The 18,654-nt window shown below is 60.5% G+C and carries 15 protein-coding genes and 1 pseudogene; 9 read left to right on the top strand and 7 right to left on the bottom strand.

Annotation, left to right across the window (positions count from 1 at the left end; translation table 11 throughout):
- Positions 1 to 10: 10 nt before the first annotated feature.
- From GWK36_RS10575 to GWK36_RS15705, 3 genes are all read right to left on the bottom strand, one after another.
- Positions 11 to 2,101 (bottom strand): STT3 domain-containing protein, encoded by a 2,091-nt coding sequence (locus GWK36_RS10575; RefSeq protein WP_166271104.1) that lies wholly within the window; start codon positions 2,099 to 2,101, stop codon positions 11 to 13.
- Positions 2,098 to 4,020: a tetratricopeptide repeat protein gene (locus tag GWK36_RS10570; protein WP_166271103.1), complete on the bottom strand. Its 1,923-nt coding sequence runs from the start codon at positions 4,018 to 4,020 to the stop codon at positions 2,098 to 2,100. Before GWK36_RS10570 ends, GWK36_RS10575 begins: the two co-directional genes overlap by 4 nt.
- A 67-nt stretch (positions 4,021 to 4,087) precedes the next feature.
- A complete protein-coding gene (locus tag GWK36_RS15705; RefSeq protein WP_166271102.1) occupies positions 4,088 to 4,507 on the bottom strand; it encodes a pilin in 420 nt (139 codons plus the stop codon).
- A 640-nt stretch (positions 4,508 to 5,147) separates the two neighbouring features.
- Between GWK36_RS15705 and hemH the strand changes: the two genes are divergently transcribed.
- The 8 genes and pseudogenes from hemH to GWK36_RS10520 all read left to right on the top strand — a co-directional run bounded on the left by hemH (position 5,148) and on the right by GWK36_RS10520 (position 13,337).
- The gene (gene hemH, locus GWK36_RS10555) at positions 5,148 to 6,254 is read left to right on the top strand and encodes a ferrochelatase (protein WP_166271101.1); all 1,107 of its coding nucleotides are present in this window, start codon (positions 5,148 to 5,150) and stop codon (positions 6,252 to 6,254) included.
- Positions 6,255 to 6,537: 283 nt separating this feature from the next.
- Positions 6,538 to 7,758 carry a succinyldiaminopimelate transaminase gene (gene dapC / locus GWK36_RS10550; protein ID WP_166271100.1) on the top strand — a complete coding sequence of 407 codons (1,221 nt, stop codon included), beginning with the start codon at positions 6,538 to 6,540 and terminating at the stop codon, positions 7,756 to 7,758.
- A gap of 106 nt (positions 7,759 to 7,864) precedes the next feature.
- Positions 7,865 to 8,686, top strand: a complete 822-nt coding sequence (gene dapD, locus GWK36_RS10545) for a 2,3,4,5-tetrahydropyridine-2,6-dicarboxylate N-succinyltransferase (protein ID WP_166271099.1) — start codon at positions 7,865 to 7,867, stop codon at positions 8,684 to 8,686.
- Between the two features lie 11 nt (positions 8,687 to 8,697).
- Complete coding sequence (gene dapE / locus GWK36_RS10540) at positions 8,698 to 9,831, top strand: succinyl-diaminopimelate desuccinylase (protein WP_166271098.1); 1,134 nt, start codon at positions 8,698 to 8,700, stop codon at positions 9,829 to 9,831.
- Between the two features lie 62 nt (positions 9,832 to 9,893).
- Positions 9,894 to 10,280 carry a MerR family DNA-binding transcriptional regulator gene (locus GWK36_RS16110; RefSeq protein ID WP_425482799.1) on the top strand — a complete coding sequence of 129 codons (387 nt, stop codon included), beginning with the start codon at positions 9,894 to 9,896 and terminating at the stop codon, positions 10,278 to 10,280.
- Positions 10,273 to 11,025, top strand: a pseudogene (locus GWK36_RS10530) (IS5 family transposase); the annotation flags it as partial. The gene GWK36_RS16110 and the pseudogene GWK36_RS10530, both read left to right, overlap by 8 nt.
- Before the next feature lie 220 nt (positions 11,026 to 11,245).
- A complete protein-coding gene (locus GWK36_RS10525; RefSeq protein WP_246237532.1) occupies positions 11,246 to 12,550 on the top strand; it encodes an NfeD family protein in 1,305 nt (434 codons plus the stop codon).
- A 10-nt stretch (positions 12,551 to 12,560) separates the two neighbouring features.
- The gene (locus GWK36_RS10520; protein ID WP_166271094.1) at positions 12,561 to 13,337 is read left to right on the top strand and encodes a slipin family protein; all 777 of its coding nucleotides are present in this window, start codon (positions 12,561 to 12,563) and stop codon (positions 13,335 to 13,337) included.
- A 176-nt stretch (positions 13,338 to 13,513) separates the two neighbouring features.
- Here GWK36_RS10520 and GWK36_RS10515 read toward each other — a convergent pair whose 3' ends face one another.
- From GWK36_RS10515 to GWK36_RS10500, 4 genes are all read right to left on the bottom strand, one after another.
- On the bottom strand, positions 13,514 to 14,092 hold the full coding sequence (locus GWK36_RS10515) for an NnrU family protein (RefSeq protein WP_166271093.1): 579 nt from the start codon (positions 14,090 to 14,092) through the stop codon (positions 13,514 to 13,516).
- A 105-nt stretch (positions 14,093 to 14,197) separates the two neighbouring features.
- Positions 14,198 to 14,701 carry a SixA phosphatase family protein gene (locus GWK36_RS10510; protein ID WP_166272633.1) on the bottom strand — a complete coding sequence of 168 codons (504 nt, stop codon included), beginning with the start codon at positions 14,699 to 14,701 and terminating at the stop codon, positions 14,198 to 14,200.
- 123 nt (positions 14,702 to 14,824) lie between these two features.
- Positions 14,825 to 15,700, bottom strand: a complete 876-nt coding sequence (locus tag GWK36_RS10505) for a fructosamine kinase family protein (protein ID WP_166271092.1) — start codon at positions 15,698 to 15,700, stop codon at positions 14,825 to 14,827.
- The gene (locus GWK36_RS10500; RefSeq protein WP_166271091.1) at positions 15,697 to 16,299 is read right to left on the bottom strand and encodes an HNH endonuclease; all 603 of its coding nucleotides are present in this window, start codon (positions 16,297 to 16,299) and stop codon (positions 15,697 to 15,699) included. The genes GWK36_RS10505 and GWK36_RS10500 overlap by 4 nt, the downstream gene beginning before the upstream one ends.
- A gap of 73 nt (positions 16,300 to 16,372) precedes the next feature.
- Between GWK36_RS10500 and GWK36_RS10495 the strand changes: the two genes are divergently transcribed.
- Positions 16,373 to 18,652 (top strand): primosomal protein N', encoded by a 2,280-nt coding sequence (locus tag GWK36_RS10495; protein ID WP_166271090.1) that lies wholly within the window; start codon positions 16,373 to 16,375, stop codon positions 18,650 to 18,652.
- Positions 18,653 to 18,654: the final 2 nt, after the last annotated feature.

The raw sequence follows: 18,654 nt of genomic DNA, 5'->3' as shown, positions 1-18,654 counted from the left end.
TTGGTATTTTTCAGTTTGGATCGTCAGGATGCCTGACTTTCCACGCTTGAAACTCGACGCCAGTTATCATCGCTGGTTCAAAAAGATGTGAATCGATCGTTTGGGTATAAAGCAGGTGACCAACCTTTCCGTGGGTCAGTGGGTCATGGAGGATTGCATAGCGATCTGAAATCAGGATGTCCATGATCCAGTAGCCTGAATGATCGAATTCGATCTGATCGCGTTTACCATCTTCAATCCAATTGAGATATCGCAAATATTCAGTACGACCGCGGAACTGGACAACCCCTTGCTCCCAGTCGATCCAGAATAGACCTGCTGGGTCTTCGATCCTACCCTGTTTGGGTATCTCAGGTAGATAAGGAAACAGGATATAATAAGGATGTATCCCTTTTTTTCTTTGAGGATCCCAGGTCGAAAACCAGTACCACCAGTGGGTGTTACGCATGGTTTGGCGATCCAATATAATATAAACTGGCCGCTCTTGTTTGGGGAATAAAAATTCAATCCATTGAGCGGCTTCGTCTGCCGAAAGACTTGATAAGTGATTTATAAGCCATACCTTGGCCTCTTCTGGCGGCATATTGTATATGGTGAGCATGAAATCACGTGCGCGCGGCCAGTTGTTTTGGAAATACTGAAGGACTCGATCCATGCCTTGGATACCATGCCTTAGATAAAAATGGATAAAGCGCGCCGACTGTTGCGTGGTATCGGCATAGAGCGGAAAGGCCGTGAACGTCCTGCGGGCAGGGCTGTGGGATGAACCATCACAGATGGTCGGACGTCGGGTCCAGTAGGTGAGGGCATAGCCATAGTCGCACAGATTCCAGATCACTGCATCCTGTGGTATTTGGTGGGAGAGTCTCGACATAGGCTCAATCACCTCTAGGGGGATGACCGGCTGCGACATCGCCTGATCATCGCGCGCCAGCATGAGTGCGGCAGAGAACGCCGCTGCCAAGAGGATGGCAAGGGGCAAGGCAAATATCTTATTGAGCCTTGTATATATAAAATCAATCGCTCCGACCAGGCCAATCGCAATTACTGGCGCCATGAAGATGAGAAAACGCTCGGCTACAAAAATGCCGGCGAGTCCAATCACGATAAAGGGCGCTAAAAGTAGCGGGACCTGTGGCCTTTTGATGCCAAGAGAGGTAATGCCAAACAATACAAGGGCGAGCATCGCTGGATTTGCTGCACAGGCCTTTATTCCAAGCCAAAGCGGAAGGGGCTGCTGTTCTCCGATGGCAATGCCGGTTGGAGAAAAGACAGCGTCCGGGGTCTTAGCGAGATAGCTCAGTATGCCAAAGACCCGTGGCCAGACCTCGTTTAATGAGATCGGCAAAAAGGCAATGACCGATAAGAGTCCGACAAGCGCGGCTATCCTCAGATGACCCTGGCGCCAGCCAAGGATTAATAAGGCTATCATTAGATAGCTGGACAACAGAAACACTATTTGCGGCGCCTGATCCCACCACTGGTAATAGAATAAGACCAGGCCAATCAGAAAAAGACCTCCTGTGAGGAGGATCCTTGGGTTTTTCGGATGATCGAGCAGGATGATAACGATTGCCGATATCGCCAAAGGCAGTGTCACTACCAGCGCATCTGTATCATACCAGCCCAGACCACTGCGTTGGGCATAATAAGGGATCAGGACTACAAGGATGGCGGAGAGGGTTGTGAGCCATTTGCTACCGATCGTACGGCTGATCAGGGCAGTAGGGACGACGATCAAGACGCCGAGGATAGCGGGGAGCACCGCAGCGACGCCCTGTAACGGGCTTGCCGTCCATCGGCTGATGAGGGCCGTCATGACTGCAAGCAATGGGGCGGGCTCCGGACGCAGGGGCTGCTCAGGAAAGACACGCAGCCAAGGCGTTTGCCCATATAGGCCTTCAATGAGGTCACGGGCGAGCCCAAGATAATAATAGCCATCGGCATTTCCCAGCAGGGGTAAGGCTACCCCTATCTGAGGATCGATGATCCTTGGCCATTGGCTCCAATCCATGAGCCGCCAATAAATCCCGAGGATGGCTGCAAAAAAAATAACCAGCCACTCCCAGTGCGCATACAAGGCCTGCAGGGGTCGATTCATGGGTTTTTAACCGATCGTTCTAGCTCATCTAACCATTGATCCGTCATCCCTGTCTTTTGGGGATCCAGCCGACGACGCCGTTCAATGGCAGCCAATGCCTCATCTGGACGACCCAGCATCTTGTAAAGATCGACCTGATATTCAAGGATAGGCTGAGCCAGAGGTTGCGCCCTCTCAGCCTTGTCTAATAACAGTGATGCTTGCTCATAACGTTGATTTTCATAGTGGATACGGGCGCCCACAAATAAGATCCGCGCCAACCAGGGGGCCGAGATAGGGGTTGAACGCTGATCGATGCTGTCGATCAGGCGAAGAAGATCATCTTGAGAGAGCGTGGGGCATTGACCAGTGCTCACCAAGTTATCGAGGATAAAGAAGGCATCGGCTACTGATACATTGATGCGTCCAGTCTGTTGCATGAGACGCATAAGATCATCAAGTCGTCTTTTAATATCGGTGCGGTCGGCAAGATAACAGGTCAGGAGCAGGGCGTTGAGGCGCACGTCGGCGCAGTCTGGGCAGTAATGAGCAGTACGATCGAGGATCACGATGGCGCGCTGGATATCATTTGCCAATTCGAGCCTATCGACCTGATCTGAAAGGGGACCCCTGGCTGCGGTCAGGATGGATGCGGCATGCATGGCGGCGCGCGGCGAGGACGGATAACGGGCCGCCCAGGTCTCCGCTGCTGCCTCAGGGTTGCCCCAGAGTCTGGTCATGGCAAAGAGGCTCAGGCCATTGATGCAGACGAAGGCCAAAAACAAGACCGGCGCGATGCGGCTTAGGCGTCCAGGCGCATGGGCGGCGGCGACCGCGAGCGCCCAGGCGATGCCAAAGGCCGCGAGATAGTTGCGATGCTCGAACATCAGCTCGAGATTGATCACCGTCGATTCGAGCAGGTGGCCGGTGAGAAACCACAGGATGGCAAACAGCAGCCAAGGATTGCGCTGACGGACTAGGAGCCAGGCCCCAGCGCCGATGGCAAGGCACCAGGCACAGGCGGCAAGGATGGATTGGGCAAAGGAATAATCGCTCAGGGTACGGACATCATGGAAAGGACCAAAGGCGGTGGGCAAGGGGGAAAGGAGGAGGCGGACATATTCCCATAACAAGACGGCCTGATATTGCAGGCGTTGCCAGGACGACCAGCCGCGATCTTCATTAATGCCCCACCAATCCAGATGGAGCGGCGACAGATACCAGATGATCAATGCCAGGGCAGCCAATAAGATCGCCCTGGAGAGATATTGCCAGGGCTTGGGATAGGTAAGGCGGTTGAGCAGGAGTGAATCGATCAATAACGCATATAAAGGGGTGAGTGCGGCGTTTTCTTTGGTGAATACACCAAGAAGGGTAAAGATCGCCAAGGCCCCATATTGAATCAAAAAGGCGAGTCTAGGCCGCTGGGCGCGCAGTGGATAGGCCGCCACAAAGCCCACGAGACCGAGGAGCGAGAAGGTCGCAGACAGGGTGGTCATCCGCTGGATCAGGATCAGACTGGTCGAGGCAAGGAGCGGCATGAGCGACCAGAGCCAGGCGGCGCCGAGGGCAATCCAGCCAGCCCTCAGACCCTCTGCCTGGCGCAGGCGCATGACCATATACACGAGCTGGCCAAGCAGGACGGCGTTGAGGACATGGATGAAGACATTGACCGCCAGCAGGTCCTGGGTGTTATCGGGCCAGGCTGCGGCCTGCGGGACAAAGCTCGCCAAGGCAATGGGCCGACCCAAGGGTCCGGTTTCGCCAGAGAGGATGAAGCCGAGGGCATCAACCCATCTTTGGGTCTTGCTGAGGTCCTTGAGCGAGGCATAGTCATCATAATAAAGTGCCCCCTGTGTCCCTGGCCAATAGGCCAATAGGGTCAGGGATGCAGCGACCAGGCTGGTGAGCACCAATGATATAGGTGAGGGAGCGCGCATGGCCTTAACAATAAAAAAGCCCTGCTCGACACAGGGCTTAAGGACTAGATGAACCTAGACGATTTGATCAGCCACGGCAGGAACCGGGCATCCACTTGTTCGGGCTACCCGTGCAGGTCCATTTACTGATGTGATAGCTGCCGCTGAAGGAGGGGGTCAGGGTGATTTGCACGTTTTGGTTATTGAATTTGGCGCTGACGCCAACCGCTCTGATGACACCAGTAGTGTTTGATACCGTCAGCGAATCAACATATTGAGTCCGGCTGAAGTCATTGTCGCAGGTTTCCAGGTTGGCGCCTTTGCCAGCCGACTGGGTGATCTCGGTAATACAGGTGCGCGCCGAGCTTGCGGCCAGGGTCAGTTCGGAGACACGGGCCTTAAAGGTATAGTCTTGATAGGCGGGCAAGGCGATCGCCGCCAGGACACCGATGATGGCCACCACGATCATGAGTTCGATCAGGGTGAAGCCGGCTTCATAGCGTTTCATGATGGATCTCCCATGGATTGATGACTGCTCGCAGCGAAGCCTGGATCACCAGACTTCTGGCCTAAGAATAGGCAGATTGTATGCCAAGCCTGACCCCAAGTCCGCTTGTCTTCGTCCCGATCTCTCCAGCCTTTCCCAAAGATAGAAGGGCAGGTGTGAGGGTGTAAGGCGTTGTTTTGACTACCCCCTCATCCTAGCCCCTCCAGAGGGAAGGGCGGATCTCAGGAGGTCTCTAGATGCCGGCTTGCACCGCAATGACGGTCAGTGACTGGTCCAGTGTTTTCTGAGGCGCAACCCAGCTGGGTCACAGAAGACAGAGGGGCAGCGCACGAGCGGCTGGCGGATCGAGCCTTTGGCCGGGCGAAATGGGGCACAGCCTTTTGACCAGGGTGTATGGTGCCGGATCAGTCGTCTTGTCACACTCCTGCCTGTGACAGGGCGGCGCCTTGTCACACCGCGGTTGTGACAAGGCGGGCGGCGCTGATGCGTTGGCATGCGCATGGGCAAATATAGCGAGTTCTTTTGATATCGCCCCAGCGGCTGGGTGTAAGGCGCAGATCTGAATTGTTCAGGGTGCAGGGATTGTTTAGGATGGCCTTCAGGCCTTCAATAGATCCTTTGCCTATCTTCAGGACCCTAGATGGATACGCGCCTCTTTGTTGGCACCCCCGACTATGACCATGCTGCCGCCGAGCGGCTGGGGGTGTTGCTGGTCAATCTCGGCAGTCCGGCAAGCCCAGAGGTGGGGGCGGTGCGCCGGTATCTGGCCGAGTTTTTGTCCGACCGGCGTGTGGTCGAGGGGCCGCGTCTGCCGTGGCTGTTGCTGTTGCATGGAGTGATCCTGCGCCGGCGGCCAGGGCGTTCGGCCCGCCTGTATCGCTCGATCTGGACCGAGGCGGGGGCGCCGCTCTTGGCGATCGCACGCCGGCAGGCAGAGGGTCTGCAGCGGCTGCTTGATCAGCGGGTTAAGGGATCGGTGCAGGTGGCCCTAGGGATGCGCTATGGCGAGCCCTCGATTGCCCAAGGGCTTGAGACCCTGCGCCTGGCCAATGCGCGCCGCATCCTGATCCTGCCGCTCTATCCTCAGTATTCGGCGACCACGATCGGGACGGTCTTCGATGCGGCGGCGCAGACCCTGATGCGCTGGCGCTGGCTGCCGGAGCTGCGGCTGGTCAATGGCTATGGCGATGAACCCGTCTATATCGCGACCTTGGCAGATAAGATCCGCGCCCATTGGTCGGCGCACGGTCAGGCCGAGCGTCTACTGCTGTCCTTTCATGGCATCCCGCAGCGCTATTTCGACCAGGGTGACCCCTATTTCTGTCAGTGTCACAAGACCGCACGTCTGCTCGCCGAGGCCCTGGGGCTGGCCGAAGGGCACTGGGCGCTGGCGTTTCAGTCGCGTCTGGGTAAAGGTGAATGGTTGAGGCCCTACACCGATGCGGTACTCTCCGATTGGGCGCGGGCAGGAGTCAAGTCAGTGCAGATTGCAGCGCCAGGTTTTGCTGCCGATTGTCTGGAGACGCTCGAAGAGCTGGCGGTCGAGAACCGCGAGCGGTTTATCGCCGCAGGCGGCGAGCGTTATGAATATATCCCCTGTCTCAATGATGATCCGGCGCATCTGGAGATGTTGGCCAGACTGGTCGTCCGCCATTGCAGCGGCTGGCCAGAGTTGACGGGGACGGCCCTGGATGCCGTAGGGCTCGAGGCGCGGGCACAGCGGGCGCGGGCCTTGGGCGGGCGTTGAAGGGAGTGCACGCGGATGTTGGCCCTGCATGGCCTGCTATGCCGCTGCGGGTCGGGGGAGGGCAGGCATTGACGTCTTCCCCCTCCTCAAGGGCAAGGCTTGGCGCGCATTGGGTCAGGGTGCGCGGTCCGACCACGGCTGTGATCTGCCTTGAATCGCCAGCGGCCCGAGATGCAAACTGCTCGCTGCGGTAAGCCCCCTTGTCCTGGCCCAACCCCAAAAATCCCTGCTTTCCGGAGCGCATGCGCCCGGGTAGGGGATCTCTTGATGACGAATCCGATCGATGAACCCAGAGCTCAGCCGGCTCCTGCCCTATCCCTTTGAACGTCTTAGGTCCTTGCTCCACGGGATCGCGCCGCCTGCCGACCGCGCCCCGATTGCACTACAGATCGGTGAGCCCAAGCATCCGACCCCATCCTTGATCGTCGAGGCCCTGACCGCGCATCTGGATGGGCTTGCCGTCTATCCGCTGACCCAAGGCCTGGCAGGGTTGCGCCAGGCGATCGCCGAGTGGATCGAGCGGCGTTTTCGTCCGCAAGATGGCAGGGCGCTCGATATCGACCCCGAGCGCCAGGTCCTGCCGGTCAATGGCACCCGCGAGGCGTTATTTGCCATCGCCCAGGCCGTCGTCGATCGCAGCCGCGCCCCTTTGGTCTTGATGCCCAATCCCTGTTATCAGATCTATGAGGGGGCGGCCTTGCTTGCGGGTGCTGAGCCCTATTATCTTCCCTGCCGCCCCGAGCGGGGCTTGATTCCGGATTTTGAGGCCGTGGATGCCACGACCTGGCAGCGCTGTCAGCTGCTCTATCTCTGCTCGCCTGGTAATCCCACCGGGGCGGTGCTGGGGCGCGAGGTCTTGGCGCAGCTCATCGCATTGGCCGAGCGCTATGGCTTTGTGATTGCGGCGGATGAGTGTTATAGCGAGCTGTATTGGGATGAGGACAGACCGCCGCCTGGGCTGTTGCAGGTCGCTGCCGAGATCGGGAATACGACGTTCAAACACTGCCTGGTCTTCCATAGCCTGTCGAAGCGCTCCAACGCCCCTGGGCTGCGTTCGGGGTTTGTGGCTGGAGACGCCGAGCTGGTTGCCGCCTTTTTGCGTTATCGCACCTATCACGGCTGCGCCATGCCGCCGCCGATCCAGTACGCCAGCCTAGCCGCCTGGCGCGATGAGGCCCATGTCCAAGAAAACCGCGCCCTGTATAGGCAAAAGTTTGCCGCGATCAAGGAGATCCTCGATCCCGTCTTGCCGATCGCGATCCCAGCAGGTGGATTTTTCCTGTGGCCCAAGATCCCGATCGCGGACACCGAGTTTGCGCGTCTGCTTTATGCGCAAGAGCATGTCAGCGTCCTGCCCGGGCGGTTTCTGTCGCGCTGTATCTCTGGCGAAGACCCAGGCGCCGACCGGGTACGCATCGCCCTGGTCCCGTCGCTTGCCACCTGTATCGAGGCCGCCTGGCGGATGCGCGCCTGTCTCGAGCGGTTGGAACGGGCGGGGAGTTGAGCAGGAGGGCGCGCCTTGCGCATCCTACAGAGAGGGGAGGCTGGGGCTGGGCAGAACCAGAAAAATACCCCGAGCCATTGAGCTTCATGATTGATTGGAGACCCTGATGAGCGATCAACAAGAGATCATCCTGGCGGCCTTTGAGCGCCGCGCCGAGATCACCCCTCGCACGGTCGAGACCCAGGTGCGCGATGCGGTACTCGAGGTCATCGACCGGCTCGACTGCGGCGAGCTTAGGGTCGCCGAAAAGCGCGACGGCGACTGGGTGGTCAATGAGTGGGTGAAAAAGGCCGTCCTCCTCTATTTTCGCATCGAGGACAATGCATTTATCAAAGGCGGCTTCACCAACTATTACGACAAGGTCCCAGCGAAATATGCCGAGTACAACGCCCGCGAGTTTCGCGCCGCCGGGGTGCGGGTGGTACCGCCGGCCACGGCGCGCAAGGGTGCCTATATCGCGCCCGGCTGTGTGCTCATGCCCTCATACGTCAATATCGGGGCCTATGTGGACTCGGGGACCATGGTCGATACCTGGGCAACGGTCGGTTCCTGCGCCCAGATCGGCAAGAACGTGCATCTCTCGGGCGGGGTCGGGATCGGCGGGGTGCTAGAACCGGTACAGGCCGCGCCCACCATCATCGAGGACAATTGTTTCATCGGTGCGCGCTCCGAGATCGTCGAGGGGGTGATCATCGGCGAAGGCTCGGTGATCTCGATGGGGGTCTATATCGGGCAGAGCACCAAGATCTACAACCGCATGACCGGTGAGATCACCTACGGGCGCATCCCGCCGGGCTCGGTGGTCGTCCCCGGCAGCCTGCCCGCCAAGGACGGCAGCCATAGCCTCTATTGCGCGGTGATCATCAAGCAGGTCGATGAGAGGACGCGCAGCAAGGTCGGGATCAATGAACTCTTGCGCGATATCTGAGGACCTGTCCCATGTCGCCTGTCTTGGAACTTGCCCGTGCCTTGATCCATCTCCCCTCGGTGACCCCTGAGGATCATGGCTGTCAGGCGCTGATCGCCGAGCGTCTCGTCCAGATGGACTTTCGCGTCGAGTCGATGCCCTTTGGCGAGGTCAGCAACTTCTGGGCGCGGCGCGGGATCGAGCCGCCGCTGGTCTGTCTGGTTGGGCATACCGATGTCGTCCCCCCTGGACCCTATGAGCTCTGGACCTCAGACCCCTTTGATCCCGTCATCCGCGACGGTCGGCTCTATGGGCGCGGCGCTGCCGACATGAAGGGGGCGCTAGCGGCGATGGTCGTGGCGGTCGAATCCTTCGTCGCCGCCCATCCCGATCATCCGGGCTCGATCGCCTGTCTCCTCACCAGCGACGAGGAGGGCCCGGCGGTCAATGGTACGGCCAAGGTGATCGAACGGCTCCAGAGACGCGGCGAGCTCATCGACTATGCCATCGTCGGCGAGCCCTCGAGCATCGAGCAATTGGGCGATTCGATCAAACACGGGCGGCGGGGAAGTCTCACTGGCTTTCTCGCCATCCACGGCAAACAGGGGCATGTTGCCTATCCCGAGCGCGCTAAGAATCCCTTTCATGCCAGCGTCCAGGCCTTGGCCGCCCTGTGTGCCGAGGTCTGGGATCAGGGCAATGAATACTTCCCGCCGACCAGCTTTCAGATCGCCAACCTCAGCATGGGCACCGGCGCTGACAATGTGATCCCGGGGCGCTTGGATGCCCAGTTCAATCTCAGGTTTTCGACCGCCATCGATCCGGACACCATCAAGCGGCGTATCTGCGCCATCCTCGATCAAGGGGATTTCGAGTATGAGATCGCCTGGCGACTGTCGGGCCTGCCCTTTTTGACACCGATCGGTACCCTGATCGAGGCCACACGCGCCGCCATCCGCGAGGTGTGTGGGACCGAGCCTGATCTCTCGACCGGCGGTGGGACCTCAGACGGGCGTTTTATTGCCCCGACCGGCGCCCAGGTGGTCGAGGTGGGGCCCGTCAACGCCACCATCCATCAGGTCGATGAATGGATCGCGGTCGATGAGCTCGAGCGCTTGCCCCGGCTCTATCAGCGCATCCTTGAACGGCTGTTGCTGGGGTGCTAGGGCCCGTTCACAATCAAAGCAGCCAGACCAGGGCAGAGGCGAGTGTGTCTTAGCCTGTGGCGATGCCTCGGAAGTGCTTGATGCGGGGACAAAAGCGCTCTATCAGATGGCGTCTCTTATTGGGGATACCGGTCGAACGCACGCAGGATGCGGCGGTCGGCCCAGGGCGGGATCACGGACTGACTGCCTATGCCATTTCCCAAACCCGCGCGGTAAGTCACACCAGGGACTGCAGGTATGCAATATCCACAGCAGCGCCTCAGGCAATTGTGAACAAGAGCCTAGGGAGCCAACCCTATTACAAACTGTACGTGATAGTGATAATTTTCCACATGGAAAGCGCGATGATGAGCACAGGCAGGGCGGCGAAGCGGCTTGGCGTCTCGGTCAAGACCTTGCAACGCTGGGAGCGCGAAGGGGGTTTGATCCTGGTGGCGCGAATTGTCTGACGAGCAGATGGAGTATCAATTGCTGGACCGCATGAGCTACAAGCGCTTCTGTGGTCTGGCCCAAGCCGCCAACATTCCTGACCGGACGACTGTGTGGGTGTTTGAGAACCGGATCGGCGAAGCCGGCGCCAAAGCCATCTTCGATGGCCTCAGCGCGCAACTGCTCAAGAAGGGTTTCATCGCCCGGGGTGGGCAGATCATCGACGCCACGCGGGTCCCCGCGCCCCGGCAGCACTTCACCAAGGACGCCAAGGAACCGCTGAACGAAGACGCCATGCCCGCGGATTGGAAGCCGGTCAAGCGGCGCCAGAAGCATGGCAAGAGCCACTATGGCTACAAGCTCACGGTCAACGTCGACAAGAGGTACAAATTCATCCGCAAGATCGTCACCGACACCACCAGCACCCACGACAGCCAGCACTTTGAGGCGGTCATGGACCCGGCCAACACCAGCCGGGAGGTCTTTGCCGACCGAGGCTATCCGTGCGAGGAACGAGAAGCCTGGCTGAAAGCGAACGGCTATCGGAACAAGCCGCTGTCTGAAGCGCAGCAGCGGCGCAACCATGGCATTGCGAAGACACGAGCCTGTGTTGAACATGTGTTTGCGGCCATTGCGCAGATGGGCGGCAAACTGATCCGCACCATTGGTCAAGCGCGTGCCAACTTTGCGATGACGATGATGGCGGCCTGCTACAATCTGAAGCGACTGGCGTTCTTCCAGCGAGTGGGCATCGTGCCCGCATAACGCCCAACATGGGCCGAATGGCCACCGCCCACTTCGGGGTAAAAACCGGGCAACGTTGCTTGAAAAAGCAGCGATTTGTTGAGGAAGTTGAGCCGGATTCAGTCAGTGGCATCGCGCTTTGACCGGGTCCCATCAAAATAGTGGGTTATTCGAGGTGCCCTTAGCTCAATCCAATTGCAAACCAGCGACCGATCTTTCAAAGATGGGATGGCCGCGAGCTTTGTTGATCTTAGGCGCGTTGTGTTCGATCTCTGGGTCGGTGGCCCAAGGCGCCGAGGCCTGGCTGATCGAGCTGGCTGGTCCCATCGGGCCGGCAAGCGCCGCCTATGTCGATGAGACACTTGAGGCGGCGCAGGACAAAGGGGTCGGTCTCCTGATCCTTAGGCTCGATACCCCCGGCGGCCTCGATATCTCGATGCGGGCGATCGTGAAATCCATCACCGCAAGCCCGATCCCAGTCGCCTGCTATGTCGCGCCCACAGGTGCGCGCGCCGCCAGCGCAGGTACCTATATCCTGATGTCCTGTCCGGTCGCGGCCATGGCGCCTGGGACCAATCTCGGCGCCGCAACCCCCATCCAGATCGGTGGATTGCCTGCACCTTCCCACCTGCAAGAAGGGGAGGCCAAACCCGAGGCAAAGACCGCGCATGAGACCAAGCTGATCAACGACGCCGCGGCCTATCTGGGCGCACTCGCCAGATTGCATGGACGAAACGCCGACTGGGCCGAACGGGCGGTGCGCGAAGGCGCAAGCCTTGGCGCTGAAGAGGCGCTCGCCCTTGGGGTCATCGATCTCATCGCCGCCGACCCGCAGGAGCTGTTAGCGGCCCTCGATGGCCGCGGGCTGCGCATCCAGCAGGAGGAGCGCCTGCTTGCGACCAAAGACCTGCACTTAAGCGAGCGGCCGCCCAATTGGCACATCCGGATGCTTGCGATCATCAGCGACCCGAGCATCGCCTATATCCTGATGTTGATCGGGATCTATGGGCTGATCTATGAGTTTGCCAATCCAGGCGCAGTGTTGCCTGGGACCCTGGGGGCCTTAAGCCTCTTGTTAGCACTCTATGCCTTTCAGCTTTTACCCGTCAACTATGTCGGCCTGGCACTCATCGGGCTTGGGGTCTTGCTCATGATCGCCGAGGTCCTCTCGCCGAGCCTCGGCGGCCTGGGGATGGGTGGGGTTGCGGCCTTCATCATCGGCTCATTGATCCTGATCGATTCGGAGGTGATGTCCGTGCCCTTGGCGCTGATCCTAGGCGCTGCACTTACGAGCACCGGCCTGATCTTGATCGTCGTCCGCCTAGCGCTCAAGGCCCAGGTCCAACCCGTCGTTAGCGGCAGCGAGCAACTGATCGGGGCAGTCGGCACGGCCCTGACCGACCTGGCCCTGGAAGGCAGCGTGCGGGTCGAGGGCGAGGTCTGGTCGGCACGAGCCGAGTGTGCCATCCCCGCAGGCGCCCCGGTCCGCGTCAAAGGGCGCTCTGGGCTGACGCTTATCATCGAACCTGTTCAACGACCGCCCTGAGGAGTACAGCATGCTGACCCAAGTCCTCTTTACCCTGATCATCCTGGGCTTGGCCTTTCTGTTTTCATGCATCCGCATCCTGCCCGAATATACCCGCGGGGTGATCTTTAGCCTCGGGCGTTTCACCGGGGTCAAGGGGCCTGGACTCATCCTGGTCGTGCCGGTCATCCAGCAGATGGTGCGGGTCGATCTGCGCGTCCAGGTCCTAGATATCCCCAGCCAGGACGTCATCTCGCGCGACAATGTCTCGGTCAAGGTCAATGCAGTGGTCTATTTTCGGGTGATCGAGCCCGACAAGTCGATCATCCAAGTCGAGGACTATCGCCTAGCGACCAGTCAGCTCGCCCAAACCACCCTGCGCTCGGTCCTCGGTCAGCATGAGCTCGATGAGATGCTTGCCGAGCGCGATCGGCTCAATGCCGATATCCGTCAGATCCTCGATGCCCAGACCGATGCCTGGGGGATCAAGGTCTCCAACGTCGAGATCAAGCACGTGGACCTCGATGAATCCATGGTCCGGGCCATTGCCCGTCAGGCCGAGGCTGAACGGGCGCGGCGCGCCAAGGTCATTCACGCCGAAGGTGAACGACAGGCGGCTGAAAAGCTCATGGAGGCGGCGCGCATCCTTGCGCCCCAACCGCAAGCGATGCAGTTGCGTTTCTTGGAGACCCTCACCGCCATCGCCACCGATCGGACCACAACCATCCTCTTCCCAGTGCCGCTTGACCTGGTCGAGCCCCTGCTCGCGCGCAAGGGTCAAGAACAAGGGGGGGATGGAGGGGCTTGATCGGTCAATCTCCATCTCTTCCTCCTCCTCATGACGGGGGAGACGTAGGGACACTGATGGCGCAGCCGCAAACCCGGCACCTCCATCCTCACTGAAATGAGGGCTTGGTCTGAAGGCAATCCTGCCTCAGGTCTGAAGGCAATCCTGCCTCAAGGGGACCTGCTTCCCCTGTCAAGTCAGGCGATCGGCGCTACCCCGATCAGGGCGCGATGGAGCCAAAAGATAAAGGCCAGATAGAGCGCCAGCCCCCCGATGATGGCGATGCCGTCGTTGGCCGGACCCGGCGGGGCGCCGCGCACCAGGATCGGCTCGCGGCGGCGAAACGACAAGCGATCGGCCACCGCCCAGAGCATGAACGACCCAAAGAGCAAGACATCTGCAAGCATCCCGTTGGCCAAGAGATGGGCAGCTCCCCAGAGCTTGATCGCCGCCAGCATCGGATGCTTGACCGTGCTCTGAATCCGGCCTGGAAGATAGGCCGCAAACAGGAGGGGAAAGACCGGCAGCATCAACAACAAGGCGATATGTTTCAGCCAGACCGGGGGGAGATAGAGCGGGATGGAGTGCAGGCGCGCTGCGCCATAGCCATGAACGATCAGGATAAATCCGATCAGTGAGATCAGGCTATAGATCCCCTGCCAACCCATGACCCCCAGCCGTTCGATCAGTCTCGCCCGCAGCTCGGGCCTAGCCATGGGGATAGAATGGGTACCGAGAAAGAGTGCAAGTCCAAGGATCAGGGTCAAGAGTGCCATAGGAAGGTCCTGGGTTGCTTGGCCGTGGGCGCAATACTGGGAAGCCTTTGCACCCGGGGCCGGGTTTGAGCCCAGGTCCAGATTGTAATCCCTCCAAGGCAGCTTTCAACGCGGGCGGGTGATCGAGACCAGGTGGGCGCAGCCCGCAGGCAGGCTTGTCCAATCTTCGGGCATCTCAAGACGAGCGACTGTTGCCGTTGGCAGAAGCTTTCCATCGGCAGGGGGTTCGACCTCGTCGCCAACCAGATACAGCAACAGTTCCTCGAGGCCCGGATTATGGCCGATCAACAGCACGATACCTGCCTGGCGCGGACACTTAGCCAAGACGTCTAGCAGGGTCCGGACATCTGCCTCATAGACTCGCGGCTCCCATACAATCTGGCCCTTTTTGAAATCAAGCCGTTTACACACCCGGATCGCCGTCTGACGGGCGCGCTTGGTCGGTGAGCTGATGACATAGTCCGGCACCAGACCTTCGTGATACAGCCAGGTGCCAACGTTGGGGGCGTCCTTTTTGCCGCGCTTGGCGAGCGGACGATCAAAATCGCTCGCCGCGCCAGAATCCCAGTCGGATTTGGCGTGACGCAGTAACAAGAGCTCGCGAGACATGTGAAAAAAGGGATCGATATACAAGTTGGGAGACATACCGCCTTGCCGGCCCGGCGGCTATCGCATATCTCTATTTGGTCAGTCCTTTTAACATAATTGTCATTTTAATGATAGCTTGAGGAACTAAGAGAGCTCGGCGAGCAGGCGCTCGATCATGGACTGTGCCTGGAGGAGATAACCGCCGCCGAAGAGATTGAGATGATTGAGGATATGGTAGAGATTGTAGAGGGTCTTACGCACTCCATAGCCTGGATCGAGCGACCAGGACTCGCGATAGGCGGCATAGAACCTCGCGTCGAAACCGCCGAAGAGCTCGGTCATCGCCAGATCCGCCTCCCGATCCCCGTAATAGACCGCCGGGTCGAAGATCACCGGCTCAGCGCTTGGGGTCGCGCCGATATTCCCGCCCCATAGATCGCCGTGTAAGAGCGAGGGTGCGGGCCGATGGTCGAGCAAGGCCGTAAGACTTTCCATCAGCCGCTCGCCGGTCTGCTGGAGTCGCCCCCCATAGCCGTTGGCGGCGGCAAGCCGAAGCTGAGGCCCCAGGCGGCACTCCCGCCAGAAGCTCGCCCAATCGCGATACGGGGTATTGATCTGGGGGGTGGCACCGATGGTGTTGTCGCGCGTCCAGCCGAACTGCTCGGCGGTGACACGATGGAGCTCAGCGAGCTGGCAACCGGCGCGCGCGCCATCGACCCTGCCGCTCAGGTCTAGATATTCCATCGCCAAAAAGGACTCACCACCTGCCACCCCGGTGCAGATCGGGCGCGGTACCCGTATGGCATCTGCCTTTCTCAGCTCATCGAGCCCCGCGCACTCGGCCTCGAACATCGCGCGCGCCTGGGCGCGGTTGAGCTTGACAAAGAACCGAAGCCCGTTGCCCTCGATGACGGCGGCATGGTTGATACATCCGCCGCCGACAGAGCGCTGCTGCTCGATCACAAAGTTCTCACCGGTGGCCTGGCCGATTGCCTCGGCGATCTGCTCCCAATGGGTCATACTAGTTTTTTTAACCGCTGATGCAAAGGGCTCGATCGGGGAAAGTGGGCGCGCAGAAACACCATCTGATCGGCCAGTATATGGCGCCCCATAAGATAGATGTATTCGGCATGGGTCGGGGTGAAGGGGACAGCAAGGAGCTCCATGCCCGCGTCCTCTGGGGTACGCCCGGCCTTGTGGTTGTTACAACGCACGCAGGCGGTGACCACATTGGTCCAGACATCCTGCCCCCCTTTGCTCAAGGGTCGGACATGATCGCGCGAGAGCAGGCGTGCGGGGAAACGTTGGCCGCAATAGAGACAGATATGATCATCGCGCTTGAAGAGGGCGCGATTGGACAGCGGCGGGGAATAATCGGGGCGGAGCTGTTGTTCGAGGTTATGATGTGAGCCACAGGTGGCGATGATCGAATGGATCTGCAATTGGCTTTGCCGACGGGTACTGGCATTGATCCCGCCGCGTAGGACAAATAGTGGATCGCCGCAGGCGTAGGCGACCTGGCCAAGGACATACAGCCGCGCTGCCTCGCGATAATCGATCCATTCCACAGGCATCCCTGACTGAGTCGCCCGCAGGATCTGTTGGGTCAGCAAGGACATGGTCGGTGCATACAGAGATGACCTGTATCCATCATACCGACTTGTGTGCAAGGCGCAAACCACTGAAGGCAAGATGTCGCTTGAACCGACCGACCCTACGCTGGATCAGCGCCAGGGCAATTCAACCGATTCCGAATACAGTAGTCCCATCCTACGGGTTGCAGTCGCAGGGCCATTCTTCGAGGCGCTGGACTATCTGCCGCCGCCCGGGATCCATCGCGCAGCACTCAGATCAGGGCTTCGCCTCCTGGTCCCTCTAGGCCGACGCCGACAGGTTGGGGTCCTCATTGGGTTTGCCGAGGCAAGCGCCCATCCCCCCGAGCGGCTCAAAGCGATTGAATGTCTGCTCGACCCTGCCCCCTTGTTCGGTGAGCTGGACCTTGCGCTCCTAAGCTGGGCCGCGGCCTATTATCAGCAGACGCTCGGTGAGGTCCTATTCGCCGCCCTGCCTGGGCCATTGCGCAAGCCCGGTCCCCTGCCCGAGCCGACTCGGCCGGGGGTGCGGCTGACCGAGGCGGGCTGGATGTTGGACCCCAAGGCCCTCCACCGCGCCCCCCGCCAGCACGCCCTGCTCGAGATCCTACGCCACGCACCCCAGGGTCTGGCGCTCAGCGATCTCAAGTCGCAGATCGGCGAGCTCGGATCGATCCTGCGCGCCCTGCGCGCCAAGGGGCTGATCGCCGAGGTCGAGCTGCCAGCGGCCCCCGAAGGTCCACAGGTGTTTCATCCCGCCCCTGGGCCCTGTCTGACACCTGAACAAGCGGCGGCAGTCCAAGAGGTCCAGGCATCCTGGGGGCGCTTCCAGGCTTTTTTACTCGAAGGGGTGACCGGCAGCGGCAAGACCGAGGTCTATATCCGGCTCGCCGAGGCGGCCATCGCCCGCGGCCAGCAGGTCCTGTTGATCGTTCCCGAGATCGCACTCACCCCTCAGCTGTACTCACGCCTCCAGACCCGTCTGCCAGGGCCAATCGCCGTGCTCCACTCGGCCCTGCCCGAGCGCGAGCGGTTTAACAATTGGCTCAATGCGGCGCGCGGCTCGGCCAGGCTGATCCTCGGCACCCGCTCGGCGGTCTTGGCGCCCATCCCGCGGCTGGGGCTGATATTAGTCGATGAGGAGCACGACGATTCGTTCAAGCAACAAGAAGGGCTGCGCTATTCGGGGCGGGATCTCGCGGTGCGCCGTGCCCAGCTCCTCGGCTGTCCGGTGGTCCTGGGGTCGGCCACGCCCTCGCTCGAGACCCTGCGCAACGCTGAGCTTCGGCGTTATGCCTGGCTGCGCCTGACCGAACGGGCAGGTGGGGCACGCCCGCCTGAGCTTGCCCTGCTCGACATCCGCAATCAGCCGCTCGCCGCTGGGCTGGCCCCCCGCCTGCGCGCCGAGATCGCAACGGAGATCAACGCCGGCAATCAGGTCCTGCTCTTTCTCAATCGCCGCGGCTATGCCCCTGTGTTGACCTGTCATTCCTGCGGCTGGGTGGGCGAGTGCCCGCATTGCGATGCCCGCCTGACACTGCATCTCGCCGACCACCGCCTGTGGTGCCATCACTGCGGTTGGTCATGCCCCTTCCCCGAGCGCTGTCCGGCCTGTGGGGGGTTGGACCTGCGGATGCTCGGCCGCGGGACCGAACGCCTGGAAGACGAGCTTTCCCGACTCTTTCCCGAGGCGCAGATCGCGCGGCTCGATCGCGACAGTACCCGCAGGCGTGGGGCGCTGGAGCGGGTGCTCGATGCCGCCCGCCGCGGCGAGGTGCAGATCCTGCTCGGCACCCAGATGCTGGCCAAGGGTCATCATCTGCCCAGGGTGACCCTGGTCGGGATATTGGAGCTCGATCAGGCGTTCTATGCACCTGACTTTCGCGCGGCGGAACGCGCCGCCCAGTTGATCGTCCAGGTCGCCGGGCGCGCCGGACGTGCCGAGCGCCCAGGGCGTGTGGTGCTCCAGACCAGGCACCCCGAGCACCCCTTGTTGCAATCTCTCCTGCGCGAAGGCTATTTGGGCTTTGCCCGCGCGGCGCTTGCCGAGCGCGCCGAGGCAGCGCTTCCGCCATTCAGCCACCTGGCATTGCTGCGTGCTGAGGGCCCTGAACTCGAGCAGGCCATGGGGTTCTTACAGCAGGCCAGGGCCCTCGGCGAACGGCTTGGGGCCGAGCCCGCATCGGTCTTGCTGCTCGGGCCGGTACCTGCCCCCATGGAACGGCGCGCCGGGCGCCATCGCGCCCAATTGTTGCTCCAATGTGCCAGGCGCCCATTGCTCCAGAGATTCCTGAGGGACTGGATGCCGCAGGTGCGCGCCCTCCCTTGCAGGCAAGGCCTGCGTTGGTCTATCGACGTCGACCCGCGCGATCTGATGTAAAC

The sequence above is a fragment of the Caldichromatium japonicum genome, assembly GCF_011290485.1.
Taxonomy (GTDB): Bacteria; Pseudomonadota; Gammaproteobacteria; order Chromatiales; family Chromatiaceae; genus Thermochromatium; species Thermochromatium japonicum.
Note: the sequence above shows the minus strand (reverse complement) of the source record. Positions and strands in the feature narration are given on the sequence as shown.

Coding starts and splice junctions, on each gene's coding strand:
- GWK36_RS10575 (WP_166271104.1), bottom strand. CDS start 2,101: ATGAATCGACCCCTGCAGGCCTTGTATGCGCACTGGGAGTGGCTGGTT.
- GWK36_RS10570 (WP_166271103.1), bottom strand. CDS start 4,020: ATGCGCGCTCCCTCACCTATATCATTGGTGCTCACCAGCCTGGTCGCT.
- GWK36_RS15705 (WP_166271102.1), bottom strand. CDS start 4,507: ATGAAACGCTATGAAGCCGGCTTCACCCTGATCGAACTCATGATCGTG.
- hemH (WP_166271101.1), top strand. CDS start 5,148: ATGGATACGCGCCTCTTTGTTGGCACCCCCGACTATGACCATGCTGCC.
- dapC (WP_166271100.1), top strand. CDS start 6,538: ATGAACCCAGAGCTCAGCCGGCTCCTGCCCTATCCCTTTGAACGTCTT.
- dapD (WP_166271099.1), top strand. CDS start 7,865: ATGAGCGATCAACAAGAGATCATCCTGGCGGCCTTTGAGCGCCGCGCC.
- dapE (WP_166271098.1), top strand. CDS start 8,698: ATGTCGCCTGTCTTGGAACTTGCCCGTGCCTTGATCCATCTCCCCTCG.
- GWK36_RS16110 (WP_425482799.1), top strand. CDS start 9,894: ATGCCTCGGAAGTGCTTGATGCGGGGACAAAAGCGCTCTATCAGATGG.
- GWK36_RS10520 (WP_166271094.1), top strand. CDS start 12,561: ATGCTGACCCAAGTCCTCTTTACCCTGATCATCCTGGGCTTGGCCTTT.
- GWK36_RS10515 (WP_166271093.1), bottom strand. CDS start 14,092: ATGGCACTCTTGACCCTGATCCTTGGACTTGCACTCTTTCTCGGTACC.
- GWK36_RS10510 (WP_166272633.1), bottom strand. CDS start 14,701: ATGTCTCGCGAGCTCTTGTTACTGCGTCACGCCAAATCCGACTGGGAT.
- GWK36_RS10505 (WP_166271092.1), bottom strand. CDS start 15,700: ATGACCCATTGGGAGCAGATCGCCGAGGCAATCGGCCAGGCCACCGGT.
- GWK36_RS10500 (WP_166271091.1), bottom strand. CDS start 16,299: ATGTCCTTGCTGACCCAACAGATCCTGCGGGCGACTCAGTCAGGGATG.
- GWK36_RS10495 (WP_166271090.1), top strand. CDS start 16,373: ATGTCGCTTGAACCGACCGACCCTACGCTGGATCAGCGCCAGGGCAAT.